General features: G+C 69.1%; 14 protein-coding genes and 1 pseudogene. All 15 read right to left on the bottom strand.

What is annotated here, in order from left to right; translation table 11 throughout:
• Positions 1–37: 37 nt before the first annotated feature.
• Positions 38–2,041: a DNA helicase RecQ gene (gene recQ / locus ACQEV8_RS26025; RefSeq protein ID WP_432964625.1), complete on the bottom strand. Its 2,004-nt coding sequence runs from the start codon at positions 2,039–2,041 to the stop codon at positions 38–40.
• A 180-nt stretch (positions 2,042–2,221) separates the two neighbouring features.
• Positions 2,222–3,871, bottom strand: a complete 1,650-nt coding sequence (gene nuoN, locus ACQEV8_RS26020; RefSeq protein ID WP_432964622.1) for an NADH-quinone oxidoreductase subunit NuoN — start codon at positions 3,869–3,871, stop codon at positions 2,222–2,224.
• On the bottom strand, positions 3,868–5,439 hold the full coding sequence (locus ACQEV8_RS26015; protein WP_432964619.1) for an NADH-quinone oxidoreductase subunit M: 1,572 nt from the start codon (positions 5,437–5,439) through the stop codon (positions 3,868–3,870). The genes nuoN and ACQEV8_RS26015 overlap by 4 nt, the downstream gene beginning before the upstream one ends.
• Positions 5,440–5,444: 5 nt before the next feature.
• A complete protein-coding gene (gene nuoL / locus ACQEV8_RS26010) occupies positions 5,445–7,358 on the bottom strand; it encodes an NADH-quinone oxidoreductase subunit L (protein WP_432964616.1) in 1,914 nt (637 codons plus the stop codon).
• A 15-nt stretch (positions 7,359–7,373) separates the two neighbouring features.
• A complete protein-coding gene (gene nuoK, locus ACQEV8_RS26005; protein ID WP_003992252.1) occupies positions 7,374–7,673 on the bottom strand; it encodes an NADH-quinone oxidoreductase subunit NuoK in 300 nt (99 codons plus the stop codon).
• Positions 7,670–8,512, bottom strand: coding sequence for an NADH-quinone oxidoreductase subunit J (locus tag ACQEV8_RS26000; RefSeq protein WP_432964612.1), 843 nt, complete (start codon positions 8,510–8,512; stop codon positions 7,670–7,672). Before ACQEV8_RS26000 ends, nuoK begins: the two co-directional genes overlap by 4 nt.
• Positions 8,509–9,150, bottom strand: a complete 642-nt coding sequence (gene nuoI, locus ACQEV8_RS25995; RefSeq protein WP_432964609.1) for an NADH-quinone oxidoreductase subunit NuoI — start codon at positions 9,148–9,150, stop codon at positions 8,509–8,511. The genes ACQEV8_RS26000 and nuoI overlap by 4 nt, the downstream gene beginning before the upstream one ends.
• On the bottom strand, positions 9,143–10,525 hold the full coding sequence (gene nuoH / locus ACQEV8_RS25990; RefSeq protein WP_432964606.1) for an NADH-quinone oxidoreductase subunit NuoH: 1,383 nt from the start codon (positions 10,523–10,525) through the stop codon (positions 9,143–9,145). Before nuoH ends, nuoI begins: the two co-directional genes overlap by 8 nt.
• The gene (locus ACQEV8_RS25985; protein ID WP_432964603.1) at positions 10,522–13,026 is read right to left on the bottom strand and encodes an NADH-quinone oxidoreductase subunit G; all 2,505 of its coding nucleotides are present in this window, start codon (positions 13,024–13,026) and stop codon (positions 10,522–10,524) included. Before ACQEV8_RS25985 ends, nuoH begins: the two co-directional genes overlap by 4 nt.
• A pseudogene (nuoF, locus tag ACQEV8_RS25980) lies at positions 13,023–14,368 on the bottom strand (NADH-quinone oxidoreductase subunit NuoF). Before nuoF ends, ACQEV8_RS25985 begins: the two are co-directional and overlap by 4 nt.
• Positions 14,368–15,228, bottom strand: coding sequence for an NADH-quinone oxidoreductase subunit NuoE (nuoE, locus tag ACQEV8_RS25975; protein WP_432964600.1), 861 nt, complete (start codon positions 15,226–15,228; stop codon positions 14,368–14,370). Before nuoE ends, nuoF begins: the two are co-directional and overlap by 1 nt.
• On the bottom strand, positions 15,225–16,547 hold the full coding sequence (locus tag ACQEV8_RS25970) for an NADH-quinone oxidoreductase subunit D (protein ID WP_432964597.1): 1,323 nt from the start codon (positions 16,545–16,547) through the stop codon (positions 15,225–15,227). The genes nuoE and ACQEV8_RS25970 overlap by 4 nt, the downstream gene beginning before the upstream one ends.
• Positions 16,544–17,287, bottom strand: coding sequence for an NADH-quinone oxidoreductase subunit C (locus ACQEV8_RS25965; RefSeq protein ID WP_432964594.1), 744 nt, complete (start codon positions 17,285–17,287; stop codon positions 16,544–16,546). The genes ACQEV8_RS25970 and ACQEV8_RS25965 overlap by 4 nt, the downstream gene beginning before the upstream one ends.
• Entirely contained in the window at positions 17,284–17,838 is a 555-nt protein-coding gene (locus ACQEV8_RS25960) for a NuoB/complex I 20 kDa subunit family protein (protein ID WP_432964591.1), read from the bottom strand. Before ACQEV8_RS25960 ends, ACQEV8_RS25965 begins: the two co-directional genes overlap by 4 nt.
• 13 nt (positions 17,839–17,851) lie before the next feature.
• Positions 17,852–18,211 carry an NADH-quinone oxidoreductase subunit A gene (locus tag ACQEV8_RS25955; protein WP_003974383.1) on the bottom strand — a complete coding sequence of 120 codons (360 nt, stop codon included), beginning with the start codon at positions 18,209–18,211 and terminating at the stop codon, positions 17,852–17,854.
• Positions 18,212–18,829 lie beyond the last annotated feature (618 nt).

The raw sequence follows: 18,829 nt of genomic DNA, 5'->3' as shown, positions 1-18,829 counted from the left end.
GTATCCCGGAGTCGCGTGACCTGGCCGGAGCCCGGCCTCATATCCAGTCGGGTTCCGGCTCCGTCATCTCGGGCCAGTCGTCCGGCCCGCCCAGCTGCGGGCCGGACGACTGGGCCGGAGCCCGGTCGGGCGCCTGGGCCGGAGCCGGGCCGGGCTGCCCGCCCAGTGAAGCAAGCACCTCCAGCACGCCCTCCCCGTACGTCGCGAGCTTCTTCTCGCCCACGCCGCCGATCCCGCCGAGCTCGGCCACCGACGTTGGCCAGAGCGTGGCGATCTCCCGCAGCGTGGCGTCGTGGAAGATGACGTAGGCCGGTACGCCCTGTTCGCGCGCCTGCTCGGCCCGCCAGGCGCGCAGTGCCTCGAAGGCCGGCATCAGTGCCTCGGGCAGCTCGGCGGCGGCCGCCTTGCTCTTGCCCCGTCCGGAGCCCGAGGCCGACGAGGAGCCCGACCGGGAGGTCACCGGCTTCTTCGGCTCCTTGCGCAGCGGCACCTCCTGCTCCCGCCGCAGCACCGTCCCGCTGCCCTCGGTCAGCACCAGCGTGCCGTACTCGCCCTCCACGGCGAGCAGCCCCTGGGCCAGCAGCTGACGGATGACGCCCCGCCACTCGGCCTCGGTCAGCTCCTCGCCGATGCCGAACACCGACAGCTGGTCGTGATCGAACTGGATGACCTTGCCGGTCCGCTTCCCCAGCAGGATGTCGACGATCTGCACCGCGCCGAACTTCTGGCCGCGCTCGCGCTGCAGCCGCACCACTGTCGACAGCACCTTCTGTGCCGCGACCGTGCCGTCCCAGGTCTCCGGCGGGGTCAGGCAGGTGTCGCAGTTGCCGCAGCCGGCCGGGTCCGGGTCCTGGCCGAAGTAGGCGAGGAGCTGGCCCCGGCGGCACTGGACGGTCTCGCACAGCGCCAGCATCGAGTCCAGGTGGGACTGGGCCCGCCTTCGGAAGGCCTCGTCGCCCTCGCCGGACTGGATCAGCTTGCGCTGCTGTATGACGTCGTTGAGCCCGTAGGCCATCCAGGCCGTGGAGGGCAGCCCGTCACGGCCGGCCCGGCCCGTCTCCTGGTAGTAGCCCTCGACCGACTTGGGCAGATCGAGGTGGGCGACGAAGCGGACGTCCGGCTTGTCGATGCCCATGCCGAAGGCGATGGTCGCCACCACGACCAGGCCGTCCTCCCGCAGGAAGCGGGACTGGTGGGCCGCGCGCGTGCCCGCGTCCAGGCCCGCGTGGTACGGCACCGCCTCGACGCCGTTACGGCTCAGGAACTCGGCGGTCTTGTCGACCGAGTTGCGCGACAGGCAGTAGACGATGCCCGCGTCGCCCGCGTGCTCCTCGCGCAGGAAGCTCAGCAGCTGCTTCTTCGGGTCCGCCTTGGGCACGACCCGGTACTGGATGTTGGGCCGGTCGAAGCTCGCCACGAAGTGGCGGGCCGCCGGCATGTTCAGCCGCTCGGTGATCTCCTGGTGCGTGGCGCGCGTGGCCGTCGCGGTGAGCGCGATCCGCGGCACGTCCGGCCAGCGCTCGCCGAGCAGCGACAGCGTCAGGTAGTCGGGCCGGAAGTCGTGGCCCCACTGGGAGACGCAGTGCGCCTCGTCGATCGCGAACACGGAGATCTTGCCGCGCGAGAGGAGATCGAGCGTGTTCTCCAGCCGCAGCCGCTCCGGCGCCAGGTACAGCAGGTCCAGCTCGCCCGCGAGGAACTCGGCCTCCACCACCCGACGCTCGTCGAAGTCCTGCGTGGAGTTGACGAACCCGGCGCGCACGCCCAGCGCCCGCAGTGCGTCGACCTGGTCCTGCATCAGGGCGATCAGAGGGGAGACGACGACACCCGTGCCCGGCCTGACCAGGGCCGGGACCTGGTAGCACAGGGACTTGCCGGCGCCGGTCGGCATGAGCACGACGGAGTCACCGCCCGCGACCACGTGCTCGATGACCGCTTCCTGCTCGCCCCGGAAGGCCTCGTACCCGAAGACCCGGTGCAGCGTGGCCAGCGCCTCGCTCTGCGTCACTGACATCTCAGCGATACCGCCCGTCCCACCCATCGTCCTGTCCCCCGTACGTCGTCCCTCGACCACTGCTTCCACGATAGGGGTCCGCACCGACAGCCCCGAAGTTATCCACAGGCTGGACGAGCACCTCCTTCACCGCCGGCCCTCAAGGCCGACGGCCCGGCACCCCGAGTAGGGACGCCGGGCCGCAGCCTCGTCACGGCAAGCGCCGCGTCAGCGCACGAACACCCCTGCCTGACCCGCCAGATCCAGGAAGTACTGCGGCGCCACACCGAGCACCAGCGTGACCGCCACGCCCACCCCGATCGCCGTCATCGTCAGCGGCGACGGCACGGCCACCGTCGGGCCCTCCGGCCGCGGCTCGCTGAAGAACATCAGCACGATGACGCGGATGTAGAAGAACGCCGCGATCGCCGAGGAGATCACACCGACCACGACCAGCGGGGCGGCCCCGCCCTCCGCCGCCGCCTTGAACACGGCGAACTTCCCGGCGAACCCGGAGGTCAGCGGGATGCCCGCGAAGGCCAGCAGGAACACCGCGAACACGGCCGCCACCAGCGGAGACCTGCGCCCGAGCCCCGCCCACTTGGACAGGTGCGTCGCCTCGCCGCCCGCGTCCCTCACGAGGGTGACCACGGCGAAGGCGCCGATCGTCACGAACGAGTAAGCCGCCAGGTAGAACAGCACCGACGACACACCGTCCGGCGTGGTCGCGATGACACCCGCGAGGATGAACCCGGCGTGCGCGATCGACGAGTACGCCAGCAGTCGCTTGATGTCGGTCTGCGTGATCGCGACGATCGCACCGCCCAGCATGGTGATGATCGCCACGGCCCACATCACCGGCCGCCAGTCCCAGCGCAGGCCGGGCAGGACGACGTACAGCAGGCGCAGCAGCGCGCCGAACGCCGCCACCTTCGTCGCCGCCGCCATGAAGCCGGTCACCGGCGTCGGCGCGCCCTGGTACACGTCCGGCGTCCACATGTGGAACGGCACCGCGCCCACCTTGAACAGCAGGCCCATCACGACCAGCGCGGCACCGATCAGCAGCAGCGCGTCGTTGCCCATGGTGCCGGCGAGCGCCGGGTTGACGTCCTGCACGGTGCCGTCGACGACCTGCGCGATCGTCGCGTACGACATCGAGCCCGCGTAGCCGTAGAGCAGCGCGATGCCGAACAGGGTGAACGCCGAGGCGAAGGCGCCGAGCAGGAAGTACTTGACCGCCGCCTCCTGCGACATCAGCCGCTTGCGGCGGGCCAGCGCGCACAGCAGGTACAGCGGGAGGGAGAGGACCTCAAGGGCCACGAACAGCGTCAGCAGGTCGTTGGCCGCCGGGAAAACCAGCATGCCGGCGACGGCGAACAGCAGCAGCGGGAACACCTCGGTGGTGGTGAACCCGGCCTTGACCGCGGCCTTCTCGCTCTCGCTGCCCGGCACGGACGCGGCCTGCGCGGCGAAGGAGTCGACGCGGTTGCCGTGCGCCTCCGGGTCGAGCCGCCGCTCGGCGAAGGTGAACAGGCCGACCAGGGCCGCCAGCAGGATCGTGCCCTGAAGGAAGAGGGCCGGCCCGTCGACGGCGATGGCGCCCATCGCCGCGATACGCGCCTTGGTCGTGCCGTACCCGTCGGCCGCGAGCGCCACGACCGCCGCGAAGGCGGCGGCGATCGCTACGACGGACACGAACATCTGGACGTAGTAACGGGACTTGCGCGGTACGAACGCCTCGACCAGGATCCCGACGATCGCCGCGCCGACGATGATCAGGGTGGGGGCGAGCTGCCCGTATTCGATCTTCGGCGCGTCGATCTTCGAGATCGGGTCGGCCGCAGTTGTCCACAGGCTGTGGACGGCTGTTGCGCTCACTTGGCCGCCTCCACCTCGGGCTTGGGGTCCTTCTGATGAACGTCGGACATGGTCTGTTTGACCGCCGGGTCGATGATCTGCGTGATGGGCTTCGGGTAGACGCCGAGGAAGATCAGCAGGACGACCAGCGGGGCGACGACCACGAGTTCACGCACCCTGAGGTCCGGCATCTTCGCGAGCTCGGGTTTCACCGGGCCCGTCATCGTCCGCTGGTAGAGGACGAGGGTGTAGAGCGCGGCCAGGACGATGCCGAAGGTGGCGATGATGCCGACCACCGGGTACCGCGTGAACGTGCCCACCAGGACCAGGAACTCGCTGACGAACGGTGCGAGGCCCGGCAGCGACAGGGTCGCGAGGCCGCCGATCAGGAACGTGCCGGCGAGCACCGGCGCGACCTTCTGCACTCCGCCGTAGTCGGCGATGAGCCGCGAGCCGCGCCGGGAGATCAGGAAGCCCGCCACCAGCATCAGCGCGGCGGTCGAGATGCCGTGGTTGACCATGTAGAGCGTCGCCCCGGACTGACCCTGGCTGGTCATCGCGAAGATGCCCATGATGATGAAGCCGAAGTGGGAGATCGACGCGTACGCCACCAGCCGCTTGATGTCGCGCTGGCCGACCGCGAGCAGGGCGCCGTAGATGATGCTGATGAGCGCCAGCACGAGGATCGCGGGCGTCGCCCACTTGCTCGCCTCCGGGAAGAGCTGGAGGCAGAAGCGGAGCATCGCGAAGGTGCCGACCTTGTCGACGACGGCCGTGATGAGCACGGCGACCGGGGCGGTGGACTCCTGCATCGCGTTGGGCAGCCAGGTGTGCAGCGGCCACAGCGGCGCCTTCACCGCGAAGGCGAAGAAGAAGCCCAGGAACAGCCACCGTTCGGTGTGGGTCGCCATGTCGAGCGAGCCGTTGGCCCGGGCCTCGGCGATCTCCGTGAGCGAGAAGTTCCCGGCGACCACGTACAGGCCGATCACCGCGGCCAGCATGATCAGGCCGCCGACCAGGTTGTAGAGCAGGAACTTCACCGCCGCGTACGAACGTTGCGTCGCCGCCACCTTCTCACCGTGCTCGTGGGCACGGTCCCCGAAGCCGCCGATGAGGAAGTACATCGGGATCAGCATGGCTTCGAAGAAGATGTAGAAGAGGAAGACGTCGGTGGCCTCGAAGGAGATGATCACCATCGCCTCGACGGCCAGGATCAGGGCGAAGAAGCCCTGCGTCGGCCGCCACCGGCTGCTGCCGGTCTCCAGCGGGTCGGCGTCGTGCCAGCCCGCGAGGATGATGAACGGGATCAGCAGTGCCGTGAGCGCGATCAGCGCCACCGCGATGCCGTCCACGCCCAGTTCGTAGCGGACGCCGAAGTCGGCGATCCAGGAGTGTGACTCGGTGAGCTGGTAGCGGTCGCCGTCCGGGTCGAAGCGCACCAGGACGGCGATCGCCAGGACGAGTGTGGCGAGCGAGAAGAGCAGCGCCAGCCATTTGGCGACGGTGCGCCGCGCGGCCGGTACGGCGGCCGTGGCGATCGCCCCGACGGCCGGGAGCGCCGCTGTCACTGTCAGCAGAGGAAAGGACATCGGTATCAGACCGCCCTCATCAGCAGGGTCACGGCGACCAGGACCGCCGCACCCCCGAACATCGAGACCGCGTAGGAGCGGGCGAAGCCGTTCTGCAGCTTGCGCATCCGCCCGGAGAGGCCGCCGACCGAGGCCGCCGTGCCGTTGACGACGCCGTCGACCAGGGTGTGGTCGACGTAGACCAGGGACCGCGTGAGGTGTTCGCCGCCGCGGACCAGGACGACGTGGTTGAAGTCGTCCTGGAGGAGGTCACGCCGGGCGGCCCGGGTGAGCAGCGACCCGCGCGGGGCGACGGCCGGGACCGGGCGCCGTCCGTACTGCGCCCAGGCGAGGGCGACGCCGATGACCATGCAGGTGACGGTCGCGCCGGTGACCGCGGCGGCGCTGAGCGGCGAGTCGCCGTGGCTGTGCCCGGTGATCGGCTCCAGCCAGTGCACGAAGCGGTCGCCGATGCTGAAGAACCCACCGGCGGCCACCGACCCGACGGCCAGCACGATCATCGGGATCGTCATGACCTTGGGCGACTCGTGCGGATGCGGTTCGTTGCCCTTCTCGTCGGGCTGCCAGCGCTTCTCGCCGAAGAAGGTCATCAGCATCACGCGCGTCATGTAGAACGCCGTGATGGCCGCGCCCAGCAGGGCCACCCCGCCGAGGATCCAGCCCTCGGTGCCGCCCTTGGCGAACGCCGACTCGATGATCATGTCCTTGGAGAAGAAGCCGGACAGGCCCGGGAAGCCGATGATCGCCAGATAGCCGAGGCCGAAGGTGACGAAGGTGACCGGCATGTACTTCCTGAGACCGCCGTACTTCCTCATGTCCACCTCGTCGTTCATGCCGTGCATGACCGAACCGGCGCCGAGGAACAGCCCCGCCTTGAAGAAGCCGTGCGTCACCAGGTGCATGATCGCGAAGACGTAGCCGATGGGGCCGAGGCCCGCGGCGAGCACCATGTAGCCGATCTGCGACATGGTCGAGCCGGCCAGTGCCTTCTTGATGTCGTCCTTCGCGCAACCGACGATCGCACCGAAGAGGAGCGTGACGGCACCGACGACGGTGACGACCAACTGGGCGTCCGGGGCGCCGTTGAAGACGGCCGCGGAGCGGACGATCAGGTACACGCCTGCCGTCACCATCGTCGCGGCGTGGATGAGGGCCGAGACCGGGGTCGGGCCCTCCATCGCGTCCCCGAGCCAGGACTGCAGCGGCACCTGGGCGGACTTGCCGCAGGCCGCGAGCAGCAGCATCAGGGCGATGACGGTCAGCTTGTCCTCACCGGCGGCACCGGCGAGCCCGGCCTCCTCGTGGCTGCCGAGCACCGGCCCGAAGGCGAAGGTGCCGAACCACAGGAACATCAGCATGATCGCGATGGACAGGCCCATGTCGCCGACGCGGTTGACCAGGAAGGCCTTCTTCGCGGCCGTGGCGGCGCTGGGCTTGTGCTGCCAGAAGCCGATCAGCAGGTAGGAGGCGAGACCGACGCCCTCCCAGCCGACGTACAGCAGCAGGTAGTTGTCGGCGAGGACGAGCAGCAGCATCGCCGCGAGGAACAGGTTCAGATAGCCGAAGAAGCGGCGGCGCCGCTCGTCGTGCTCCATGTACCCGACGGAGTAGAGGTGGATCAGCGAGCCGACGCCCGAGATCAGCAGGACGAACGTCATCGACAGCTGGTCGAGCTGGAAGGCGACGTCCGCCTGGAAGCCCTCGACCGGGATCCAGCTGAACAGGTGCTGGCCCATCTCCCGGTGGTCCGGGTCCTTGCCCAGCATGTCGGCGAACAGCACCAGGCCGAGCACGAACGAGGAAGCGGCGAGGGCTGTGCCGATCCAGTGGCCGACGGCGTCCAGCCGCCGCCCGCCGCACAGCAGGACCGCCGCTCCGAGCAGGGGCGCCGCCACCAGCAGCGCAATCAGGTTCTCCACGATTCTTCCGACCCCTTACAGCTTCATCAGGCTGGCGTCGTCGACCGAGGCCGAGTGGCGGGCACGGAACAGGGACACGATGATCGCGAGCCCGACCACGACCTCGGCGGCGGCGACGACCATCGTGAAGAAGGCGATGATCTGGCCGTCGAGGTTGCCGTGCATCCGGGAGAAGGCGACGAACGCGAGGTTGCAGGCGTTGAGCATGAGCTCGATGCACATGAACACGACGATCGCGTTGCGCCTGATCAGCACGCCGGTGGCGCCGATCGTGAACAACAGGGCCGCGAGATAGAGGTAGTTGACGGGGTTCACTTCGACGCCTCCTCGGACCGCTTGGACTTCGCCGGCCCGATCGCCCCGCGCTCCAGACGGTCCTCGGCCCGCTGTTCCAGGGCCTTCAGGTCATTGAGCGCCTCCTGCGACACGTCGCGGATCTGGCCGCGCTCGCGCAGTGTCTTGCTGACGGTGAGGTCGGAGGGTGTGCCGTCGGGGAGCAGGCCCGCGATGTCGACCGCGTTGTGCCGGGCGTAGACACCGGGGGCCGGCAGGGGCGGAAGCTGATTGCCTGCGCGGACCCGCTCCTCGGAGAGCTCCCGCTGCGTCTTGGCACGCTCGGTGCGCTCGCGGTGGGTGAGCACCATGGCGCCGACGGCGGCCGTGATGAGCAGGGCGCCGGTGATCTCGAACGCGAAGACGTACTTGGTGAAGATGAGGGCGGCGATGCCCTCCACATTGCCCCCGGCGTTCGCCTGGCCGATGCCGTTGAACTCCGTGAGGGAGGCGTTGCCGATGCCGCCGATCAGCAGGACACCGAAGCCGAGACCGCACAGCAGGGCCAGCCAGCGCTGGCCCTTGATGGTCTCCTTCAGGGAGTCCGCCGCGGTCACGCCGACGAGCATCACCACGAACAGGAACAGCATCATGATCGCGCCGGTGTAGACGACGATCTGCACGACGCCCAGGAAGTAGGCACCGTTGGCGAGGTAGAACACCGCCAGGATGATCATGGTCCCGGCGAGGCAGAGGGCGCTGTGCACGGCCCTCTTCATGAGGATGGTGCACAGGGCGCCGATCACCGCGATCGTGCCGAGGATCCAGAATTGGACTGCCTCTCCGGTGGAGGTGGAGTAGGCGGCGAGCTGGGCGGTCATCGGTCGATCACCTTCTCCGACGCCGGCTCGGTCCCGCCGAAGGTCGAGTCGGCCTCCTGCACGACCTCGCCCTTGGAGTGGGCGACCTGCTGCTCCGTGCCGGGCGCGGCCTCGGTGACCAGGCCCCGGTAGTAGTCCTGCTCGTCCGTCCCCGGGTAGATGGCGTGGGGCGAGTCGACCATGCCGTCCTCGAGACCCGCGAGCAACTGCTCCTTGGTGTAGATGAGGTTGGCCCGGCTGGAGTCGGCCAGCTCGAACTCGTTCGTCATCGTCAACGCGCGCGTGGGGCACGCCTCGATGCACAGGCCGCACAGGATGCAGCGGGCGTAGTTGATCTGGTAGACGCGGCCGTACCGCTCGCCCGGCGAGTAGCGCTCCTCGTCGGTGTTGTCCGCGCCCTCCACATAGATGGCGTCGGCGGGGCAGGCCCATGCGCACAGTTCGCAGCCGACGCACTTCTCCAGGCCGTCCGGATGGCGGTTGAGCTGGTGCCGTCCGTGGAAGCGCGGAGCCGTGGTCTTCTGCTGCTCCGGGTACTGCTCGGTCAGCCGCTTCTTGAACATGGCCTTGAAGGTCACGCCGAAGCCGGCCACCGGGTTCTGAAAACCGGGCTTGGTGTCCTTCGGTTCCTCAGCCATCGGACGCCTCCTTTCCATCCGTAGATCCGCCCACAGATTCGTCACTCTGAGTATCGGGTCCACCACTGACAATCAGCTCCCGCTCACGGCGCGAGCGGCGCCTGGGAGCCGGTGGAAGCTCCTGTCCGGGCAGCGGCGGCACGGGGAATCCGCCCGCCATCGGGTCGAAGGCCGCCGGGGCTGCCTCGGCCGGCCGCTCGGCCTGCTTGGACTTCTCGCGGAACATGTCGACGACGAAGGAGAGCACCAGCAGGGCCAGCACGCCGCCGCCGACGTAGAGCACGATGTCGGCGAAGTCGTAGTTCTCGTTGCGCAGGGCGCGCACGGTGGCGACGAGCATCAGCCACACCAGCGAGACCGGGATGAGGACCTTCCAGCCGAGCTTCATCAGCTGGTCGTAGCGGACGCGCGGGAGCGTGCCGCGGATCCAGATGAACATGAACAGCAGCAACTGGACCTTGACCGTGAACCAGAGCATCGGCCACCAGCCGTGGTTCGCGCCCTCCCAGAAGGTGCTGATCGGCCACGGGGCCCGCCAGCCGCCGAGGAACAGCGTGGCGGCGACGGCCGAGACCGTCACCATGTTGACGTACTCGGCGAGCATGAACATCGCGAACTTGATCGACGAGTACTCGGTGTTGAAGCCGCCGACCAGGTCGCCCTCGGACTCCGGCATGTCGAAGGGGGCGCGGTTGGTCTCGCCGACCATCGTGACGATGTAGAGGATGAAGGAGAGCGGCAGCAGCAGGATGTACCAGCGGTCGGCCTGCTGCTCGACGATCGTCGACGTCGACATCGACCCCGAGTAGAGGAACACGGAGGCGAAGGCGGCGCCCATCGCGATCTCGTAGGAGATCATCTGCGCGCAGGAGCGCAAGCCTCCCAGCAGCGGGTACGTCGAGCCGGAGCTCCAGCCCGCGAGGACGATGCCGTAGATGCCGACCGAGGCGACCGCGAGGATGTAGAGCATCGCGATCGGCAGATCGGTGAGCTGCATCGTGGTGCGCTGGCCGAAGATCGAGATCTCGTTGCCGGCCGGCCCGAAGGGGATCACCGCGATCGCCATGAAGGCCGGGATGGCCGCGATGACCGGCGCGAGGACGTACACCGCCTTGTCCGCGCGTTTGACGATGACGTCTTCCTTGAGCATCAGCTTGATGCCGTCGGCGAGCGACTGGAGCATGCCCCAGGGGCCGTGCCGGTTGGGGCCGACGCGCAGCTGCATCCAGGCGACGACCTTGCGCTCCATCACGATGGAGATCAGCACGGTCACCATCAGGAAGGCGAAGCAGAACACCGCCTTGATGACGACCAGCCACCACGGGTCGCGGCCGAACATCGAGAGGTCTTCAGCGGCGAGGAGGTACGGGCTCATGCCTCCACCTCCTTGGGGGCCTCGCCGGCGAGCGTCGCCGGGCCGATGCGGACGAGGGAGCCGGGCCGCGCCCCGGTGTCGGAGGCGACGCCGCCGCCGCTGGAGTTCAGCGGGAGCCACACCACCCGGTCGGGCATCTCACTGATCTGGAGCGGGAGTTCCGCGACGCCCCGGGGGCCGGTCACCGCGAGGAGGTCGCCGTCCTTGACGCCCGCCTCGGCGGCTGTCGCGGCCGACAGGCGCGCGCGTGCGGCGTGCCGGGTTCCGGCGAGCGCCTCGTCGCCCTGCTGGAGGAGTCCCTGGTCCAGCAGCAGCCGGTGCCCGGCGAGGACGGCCTCGCCGACGGCCGGGCGGGGCAGCGCGGCCGCGGTCTCCAAGGGTTCGCCGGCCCGCGGGCCGTCCCAGGCGCCGAGCCGGTCGATCTCCGCGCGCACGGTGCGCAGATCCGGCAGTCCGAGGTGGACGTCCATGGCGTCGGCGAGCATCTGCAGCACGCGGGCGTCGGTGGGCGCGAGGCGGCGAGTCATCTGGTCGGGCTTGAGCGCGGCCTCGAAGAAGCGGACCCGGCCTTCCCAGTTGAGGAAGGCGCCGGCCTTCTCGGCGACCGCGCCGACGGGCAGGACGACATCCGCCTCGCGGCTGATCTCGCTGGGCCGCAGTTCGAGGGAGACCAGGAAGCCGACCTCGTCGAGCGCCTCACGCGCGCGTGCCGGGTCGGGCAGATCGGCGATCTCCACGCCCGCCACCAGCAGCGCCTGCAGCTCGCCGGTCGCGGCGGCCTCGACGATCTCGCCGGTGTCGCGGCCGTAGCGGTGCGGGAGGCCGGCCACGCCCCAGACGCCGGCGACCTCGTCGCGCGCGCGTGGGTCGGTGGCCGGGCGTCCGCCCGGCAGCAGCGACGGCAGCGCGCCCGCCTCGATCGCGCCGCGTTCCCCGGCCCGGCGCGGGATCCACACCAGCCGGGCGCCGGTCGCAGAAGCGGTGCGCATGGCGGCGGTGAGTCCGCCCGCCACCGCGGCCAGCCGCTCTCCGACGACGATCACGGCGCCCTCGGCGCGCAGCGCCTCGGAAGCCGTCGCGCCCTCGTCCTCCAGGCCGACGCCGCTGCCGAGCGCGTCCAGCCACTCGGTCTCGGTGCCGGGAGCCGCGGGCAGCAGCGTGCCGCCGGCCTTCTCCAGGCCGCGGGTGGCGTGCGTGGCCAGCGAGAAGACCCGCTGCCCGTGCCCCCGCCAGGCCTTGCGCAGCCGCAGGAAGACGCCGGGCGCCTCCTCCTCCGCCTCGAACCCGACCAGCAGGACGGCGGGCGCCTTCTCCAGCGCGGTGTACGTGACGCCCGTACCGTCGAGGTCCCGGCCGCGGCCCGCTACCTGGGCGGCGAGGAAGTCGGCCTCCTCGCCGCTGTGCACGCGCGCGCGGAAGTCGATGTCGTTGGTGTCGAGCGCCACGCGCGCGAACTTGCTGTACGCGTAGGCGTCCTCGATGGTGAGCCGGCCTCCGGTCAGGACACCGGTGCGGCCCCGGGAGGCCAGCAGCCCCTGGGCCGCGATCTGCAGCGCCTCGGGCCAGGAGGCCGCTTCCAGCTCGCCCTCGGCGTTGCGCACGAGCGGTGTCTCGATCCGGTCCCGCTGCTGCGCGTACCTGAACCCGAACCGCCCCTTGTCGCAGATCCACTCCTCGTTGACCTCGGGGTCGTCGGCGGCGAGCCGCCGCATGACCTTGCCGCGCCGGTGGTCGGTGCGCGTCGCGCAGCCGCCCGAGCAGTGCTCGCAGACCGACGGGGAGGAGACCAGGTCGAAGGGGCGGGAGCGGAATCGGTACGCCGCCGAGGTCAGCGCGCCGACCGGGCAGATCTGGATGGTGTTGCCGGAGAAGTACGACTCGAACGGGTCGCCCTCGCCGGTGCCGACCTGCTGCAGCGCGCCCCGCTCGACCAGCTCGATCATCGGGTCGCCCGCGATCTGGTTGGAGAAGCGGGTGCAGCGGGCACACAGCACGCAGCGCTCACGGTCGAGCAGCACCTGCGTGGAGATCGGCACGGGCTTCTCGTAGGTGCGCTTGCGGCCCTCGAAGCGGGAGTCGGCCTCGCCGTGCGACATGGCCTGGTTCTGCAGCGGGCACTCGCCGCCCTTGTCGCAGACCGGGCAGTCCAGCGGGTGGTTGATGAGCAGGAGCTCCATCACACCCTTCTGCGCCTTCTCCGCGACCGGCGAGGTGAGGTGGGTCTTCACCACCATCCCGTCGGTGCAGGTGATGGTGCAGGACGCCATGGGCTTGCGCTGGCCCTCGACCTCGACGATGCACTGGCGGCAGGCGCCGGCCGGATCGAGGAGCGGGTGGTCGCAGAACCGGGGGATCTCGATGCCGAGCTGTTCGGCGGCCCGGATGACCAGGGTGCCCTTGGGCACGCTGATCTCGGCGCCGTCGATCGTCAGCGACACGAGGTCCTCCGGCGGGACCGCCGCTTCTCCCCCGCCGGAGGGAGAGCTGGTGGTCACGGTCATGCGTTCACCTCCGTGCGGTCGGCCCAGGCCGTCGACTTCGCCGGGTCGAAGGGGCAGCCCCGGCCCGTGATGTGCTGCTCGTACTCCTCGCGGAAGTACTTGAGCGAGGAGAAGATCGGCGAGGCGGCGCCGTCGCCGAGGGCGCAGAAGGACTTGCCGTTGATGTTGTCGGCGATGTCGTTCAGCTTGTCGAGGTCGGACATCTGTCCCTTGCCGGCCTCGATGTCGCGCAGCAACTGCACGAGCCAGTAGGTGCCTTCGCGGCAGGGCGTGCACTTGCCGCAGGACTCGTGGGCGTAGAACTCGGTCCAGCGCGTGACGGCCCGCACCACACAGGTCGTCTCGTCGAAGCACTGGAGAGCTTTTGTGCCGAGCATGGAACCCGCGGCGCCCACTCCTTCGTAATCAAGAGGGACGTCGAGATGCTCGTCGGTGAACATCGGGGTCGAGGAGCCCCCGGCGTCCAGAACTTGAGGCGGTGCCCGGGGCGCATGCCGCCGCTCATGTCGAGGAGCTGGCGGAGCGTGATCCCGAGCGGCGCCTCGTACTGGCCGGGGCCCGCGACATGGCCGGACAGGGAGTAGAGCGTGAAGCCTGGCGACTTCTCACTTCCCATCGACCGGAACCAGTCCTTGCCCCGACTCATGATCGCGGGAACCGACGCGATCGACTCGACGTTGTTCACCACAGTCGGGCACGCGTAGAGGCCCGCGACAGCGGGGAAGGGGGGACGAAGCCGCGGTTGGCCCCGGCGGCCTTCGAGCGAGTCGAGCAGCGCGGTCTCCTCACCGCAGATGTACGCGCCCGCGCCCGCGTGCACGGTGATGTCGAGGTCGAGTCCGCTGCCCTGGATGTTCTCGCCCAGGAAGCCCGCCTCGTACGCCTCGCGCACAGCGGAGTGCAACCGCCGCAGCACCGGGACGACTTCACCACGCAGATAGATGAAGGCATGCGAAGACCTGATGGCGTAGCACGCGATGATCATGCCCTCGATGAGGCTGTGCGGGTTCGCGAAGAGGAGCGGGATGTCCTTGCACGTCCCGGGCTCCGACTCGTCGGCGTTGACAACCAGATAGTGCGGCTTTCCGTCCCCCTGCGGAATGAACTGCCACTTCATCCCGGTGGGGAAGCCCGCGCCGCCGCGCCCGCGCAGACCGGACTCCTTGACGTACGCGATCACGTCGTCCGGCGACATGGCGAGCGCCTTGCGAAGCCCTTCGTAGCCGTCGTGCCTTCGGTACACGTCCAGCGTCCAGGACTTGTCCTCGTCCCAGAAGGCCGACAGCACCGGTGCGAGCAGCTTCTCGGGGCTCATGTCTTTCAGCTCGGGTGCCAAGGTCATCACTCCCCCTCCTCGGCGGCGGGCCCGGCCGGGTGGGCCGGGTCGGAGGCCGATGTGTCCTGCGGCGCGTCGTGCGAGCTCAGGTGCTCGGTCGGTGACGGCTCGTGCGGTGCCTCGGTCCGGGCCGCCTCACCGCGCGGGTGCACCACGCGGGCGGGAGAGGTCTCCCCCTTGGCGAGCTTCAGACCGATCAGGGAGGCGGGTCCCGCGCTTCCGCCGGACTCCACGGCACCGTCCCGCTCGTCGGGGAAGCCGGCCAGGATCCGGGCGGTCTCCTTGAAGGTGCACATACGGGCGCCGCGGGTGGGCGTGACCGGCCGTCCCGCGCGCAGGTCGTCGACGAGGCCCTTGGCGCTGGCCGGGGTCTGGTTGTCGAAGAACTCCCAGTTGACCATCACGACCGGCGCGAAGTCGCAGGCCGCGTTGCACTCGATGTGCTCCAGGGTGACCTTGCCGTCGCCGGTGGTCTCGCCGTTGCCGACGCCGAGATGCTCCTGGAGCTCCTCGAAGATCGCGTCTCCGCCCATGACCGCGCACAGGGTGTTGGTGCACACCCCGACCTGGTAGTCACCGCTCGGCCGGCGCCGGTACATGGAGTAGAAGGTGGCGACCGCGGTGACCTCGGCCGTGGTCAGGCCGAGGATGTCCGCGCAGAACCGCATGCCCGTGCGCGTGACGTGTCCCTCCTCCGACTGCACGAGGTGCAGCAACGGCAGGAGGGCGGACCGGGAGTCCGGGTAGCGGGCGATGACCTCGCGCGCGTCCGTCTCCAGACGGGCCCGGACGTCGTCCGGGTAGGCGGGCGCGGGCAGTTCGGGCATGCCCAGGCTGACGCCCCGCTCGGAAGATGAGGTGGTCACCGGTCGACGCCTCCCATCACGGGGTCGATGGACGCGACGGCGACGATGACGTCGGCGACCTGGCCGCCCTCGCACATCGCCGCCATGGCCTGCAGGTTGGTGAAGGACGGGTCGCGGAAGTGGACCCGGTAGGGGCGGGTGCCGCCGTCGGACACGACGTGCACCCCGAGTTCGCCCTTGGGTGACTCGACCGCCGCGTACGCCTGTCCCGGCGGCACGCGGAAGCCCTCGGTGACCAGCTTGAAGTGGTGGATCAGGGCTTCCATGGACGTGCCCATGATCTTCTTGATGTGGTCGAGGGAGTTGCCGAGGCCGTCGGGCCCGAGGGCGAGCTGAGCGGGCCAGGCGATCTTCTTGTCGGCGACCATGACCGGGCCGGGCTGCAGCCGGTCCAGGCACTGTTCGACGATCCGCAGGGACTGGCGCATCTCTTCGAGGCGGATCAGGAAGCGGCCGTAGGAGTCGCAGGTGTCGGCGGTCGGGACGTCGAAGTCGTACGTCTCGTAGCCGCAGTAGGGCTGCGTCTTGCGCAGGTCGTGCGGCAGGCCGGTGGAGCGCAGGATCGGGCCCGTCGCGCCGAGGGCCATGCAGCCGGCCAGGTCCAGATAGCCGACGTCCTGCATGCGGGCCTTGAAGATGGGGTTCCCGGTGGCGAGCTTGTCGTACTCCGGGAGGTTCTTCTTCATCTTCTTCACGAACTCGCGGATCTGGTCCACCGCGCCGGGCGGCAGGTCCTGGGCGAGTCCCCCGGGGCGGATGTACGCGTGGTTCATCCGCAGGCCGGTGATCAGCTCGTAGATATCGAGAATGAGTTCACGATCACGGAATCCGTAGATCATGACCGTGGTGGCGCCCAGCTCCATGCCACCGGTGGCGATGCACACCAGGTGCGAGGAGAGCCGGTTCAGCTCCATCAGGAGCACGCGGATGATCGAGGCCCGGTCCGGGATCTGGTCCTCGATGCCGAGGAGCTTCTCGACGCCGAGGCAGTACGCCGTCTCGTTGAAGAACGGCGTCAGGTAGTCCATGCGCGTCACGAACGTCGTGCCCTGCGTCCACGTCCGGTACTCGAGGTTCTTCTCGATGCCGGTGTGCAGGTAGCCGATGCCGCAGCGGGCCTCGGTGACGGTCTCGCCGTCGATCTCCAGGATCAGGCGGAGCACACCGTGCGTGGACGGGTGCTGCGGGCCCATGTTGACGACGATGCGCTCGTCGTCGGCGCGGGCCGCCGACTCGACGACCTCGTCCCAGTCGCCGCCGGTGACGGTGTAGACGGTGCCCTCGGTGGTCTCGCGAGGGGAGGCGTGCGAAGTGCTCATGAGTACGACCTCCGCTGGTCCGGAGCCGGGATCTGGGCGCCCTTGTACTCGACGGGGATGCCGCCGAGGGAGTAGTCCTTGCGCTGCGGGAAGCCCTGCCAGTCGTCCGGCATCATGATCCGCGTCAGGGCCGGGTGACCGTCGAAGACGATGCCGAAGAAGTCGTACGTCTCGCGCTCGTGCCAGTCGTTCGTCGGATAGACGGAGAACAGCGACGGGATGTGCGGGTCGCTGTCGGGGGCGCTGACCTCCAGGCGGATCAGCCTGTTGTGGGTGATCGAGCGCAGGTGGTAGACGGCGTGCAGCTCGCGGCCCTTGTCGTTCGGGTAGTGGACGCCGCTGACGCCGGTGCACAGCTCGAAGCGCAGGGCCGGGTCGTCGCGCAGGGTGCGGGCGACGCGGACCAGGTGCTCGCGCTCGATGTGGAAGGTCAGCTCGTCGCGGTCGACGACCGTCTTCTCGATGACGTTCTCGGGGAGCAGGTCCTGTTCCTCCAGGGCTCCCTCCAGCTCGTCCGCCACCTCGTCGAACCAGCCTCCGTAAGGGCGGGTCGCCGGCCCGGGGAGCCGGACCGAGCGGACCAGGCCGCCGTAGCCGGAGGTGTCGCCGCCGTTGTTCGCGCCGAACATGCCGCGCTGGACGCGGATCTCCTCGCCGCCCTGGCCGCGCTGGCCGGGGAGGTTGGAGGCCGACAGGTCCTTCTCGGGGTTGGCGCCGCCCGTGCTGTTCGCGTCGCTCATCGCAGCAGCCCCTTCATCTCGATCGTGGGCAGGGCCTTGAGCGCCGCCTCCTCCGCCTCGCGGGCCGCCTCCTCGGCGTTCACGCCGAGCTTGGAGGTCTGGATCTTCTGGTGGAGCTTGAGGATGGCGTCCAGCAGCATCTCCGGCCGTGGCGGGCAGCCGGGGAGGTAGATGTCGACCGGCACGATGTGGTCGACGCCCTGGACGATGGCGTAGTTGTTGAACATGCCGCCCGAGGAGGCGCAGACCCCCATGGAGATCACCCACTTGGGGTCCGGCATCTGGTCGTAGACCTGCCTGAGCACCGGCGCCATCTTCTGGCTGACCCGGCCGGCGACGATCATCAGGTCCGCCTGCCGCGGCGAGCCCCGGAAGACCTCCATGCCGAAGCGCGCCAGGTCGTAGCGGCCGGCGCCGGTGGTCATCATCTCGATGGCACAGCAGGCGAGGCCGAACGTGGCAGGGAAGACGGACGACTTGCGCACCCAGCCCGCGGCCTGCTCGACGGTGGTCAGCAGGAATCCGCTCGGCAGCTTTTCTTCGAGTCCCATGACTAAAGGCCCCTCAGTCCCATTCCAGGCCGCCGCGCCGCCATACGTACGCGTACGCGACGAAGACGGTGAGCACGAAGAGCAGCATCTCCACGAGCCCGAAGATCCCCAGGGCGTCGAAGGTGACGGCCCAGGGGTAGAGGAAGACGATCTCGATATCGAAAATGATGAAGAGCATCGCCGTCAGGTAGTACTTGATGGGGAAGCGCCCGCCGCCGGCCGGCGTGGGGGTCGGCTCGATGCCGCACTCGTAGGCCTCGAGCTTGGCCCGGTTGTACCGCTTCGGCCCGATCAACGTGGCCATGACCACGGAGAAGATCGCAAAGCCTGCCCCGAGGGCTCCCAGTACGAGGATGGGCGCATACGCGTTCACCGCTCCTCGCTCCTCTCAGTCGGCACTGACTGCTGGCGGTTTGCATCGGGCTCACTTCCGCCCCGTCCGTCCCGCGAACCCCGCCCGCCCCGGCGAAGATCGGGAACATGTGAAGCAGGTCACAAGCCCAACCGCGTGCATCTTATGCCTGTCGCTCTGTGATCTGCGACACGGGGTATTACTCAACCTTTGTGATCTCCACCACCTGACGATCGATCATGAAGTCGGATGAGCGGTGATCTTCACACGCGAAGCGTCCGAGTGATCACGAGAGGTGACATATTGGCTCGTCAGTGCAGGCCGGAGGGGTCGTCTCAATATCAAGAGAGTTCTCGTGCATGCAAATTGGCGATGGACTTGATCTCTTGGTAGTGGCGCGTTCACACATCAGGGGGCATGAGGAACGGGGTGTGGACGCGTGCACGCGTTCACGATCTTCGCGAGGCTGTGACCGGGTCGTGATCTTCCGCGCGCGACGCGACCACCGGGACTATCGTTCCGTGACCTCCGTCACATCGATGAGAGATCCATGAGAACGGGGCTTGGCCAATCAAACCAACCGGTGGTAGGCGCGGGGCAATTCGGGCGTATTGATCAAAGACCGTGATCACAGGCCGG

Source organism: Streptomyces sp. CA-179760 (genome assembly GCF_050937045.1).
In the GTDB taxonomy this organism is placed as follows: Bacteria; Actinomycetota; Actinomycetes; order Streptomycetales; family Streptomycetaceae; genus Streptomyces.
Note: the sequence above shows the minus strand (reverse complement) of the source record. Positions and strands in the feature narration are given on the sequence as shown.

What these genes read in the sequence shown, in the direction of transcription:
- ACQEV8_RS25965 (WP_432964594.1), bottom strand. Translation starts at nt 17,287, where the DNA reads ATGAGCGACGCGAACAGCACGGGCGGCGCCAACCCCGAGAAGGACCTG.
- ACQEV8_RS26000 (WP_432964612.1), bottom strand. Translation starts at nt 8,512, where the DNA reads ATGACCGCCCAGCTCGCCGCCTACTCCACCTCCACCGGAGAGGCAGTC.
- ACQEV8_RS26015 (WP_432964619.1), bottom strand. Translation starts at nt 5,439, where the DNA reads ATGTCCTTTCCTCTGCTGACAGTGACAGCGGCGCTCCCGGCCGTCGGG.
- ACQEV8_RS25960 (WP_432964591.1), bottom strand. Translation starts at nt 17,838, where the DNA reads ATGGGACTCGAAGAAAAGCTGCCGAGCGGATTCCTGCTGACCACCGTC.
- ACQEV8_RS25970 (WP_432964597.1), bottom strand. Translation starts at nt 16,547, where the DNA reads ATGAGCACTTCGCACGCCTCCCCTCGCGAGACCACCGAGGGCACCGTC.
- recQ (WP_432964625.1), bottom strand. Translation starts at nt 2,041, where the DNA reads ATGGGTGGGACGGGCGGTATCGCTGAGATGTCAGTGACGCAGAGCGAG.
- ACQEV8_RS25985 (WP_432964603.1), bottom strand. Translation starts at nt 13,026, where the DNA reads ATGACCGTGACCACCAGCTCTCCCTCCGGCGGGGGAGAAGCGGCGGTC.
- nuoH (WP_432964606.1), bottom strand. Translation starts at nt 10,525, where the DNA reads ATGAGCCCGTACCTCCTCGCCGCTGAAGACCTCTCGATGTTCGGCCGC.
- nuoI (WP_432964609.1), bottom strand. Translation starts at nt 9,150, where the DNA reads ATGGCTGAGGAACCGAAGGACACCAAGCCCGGTTTTCAGAACCCGGTG.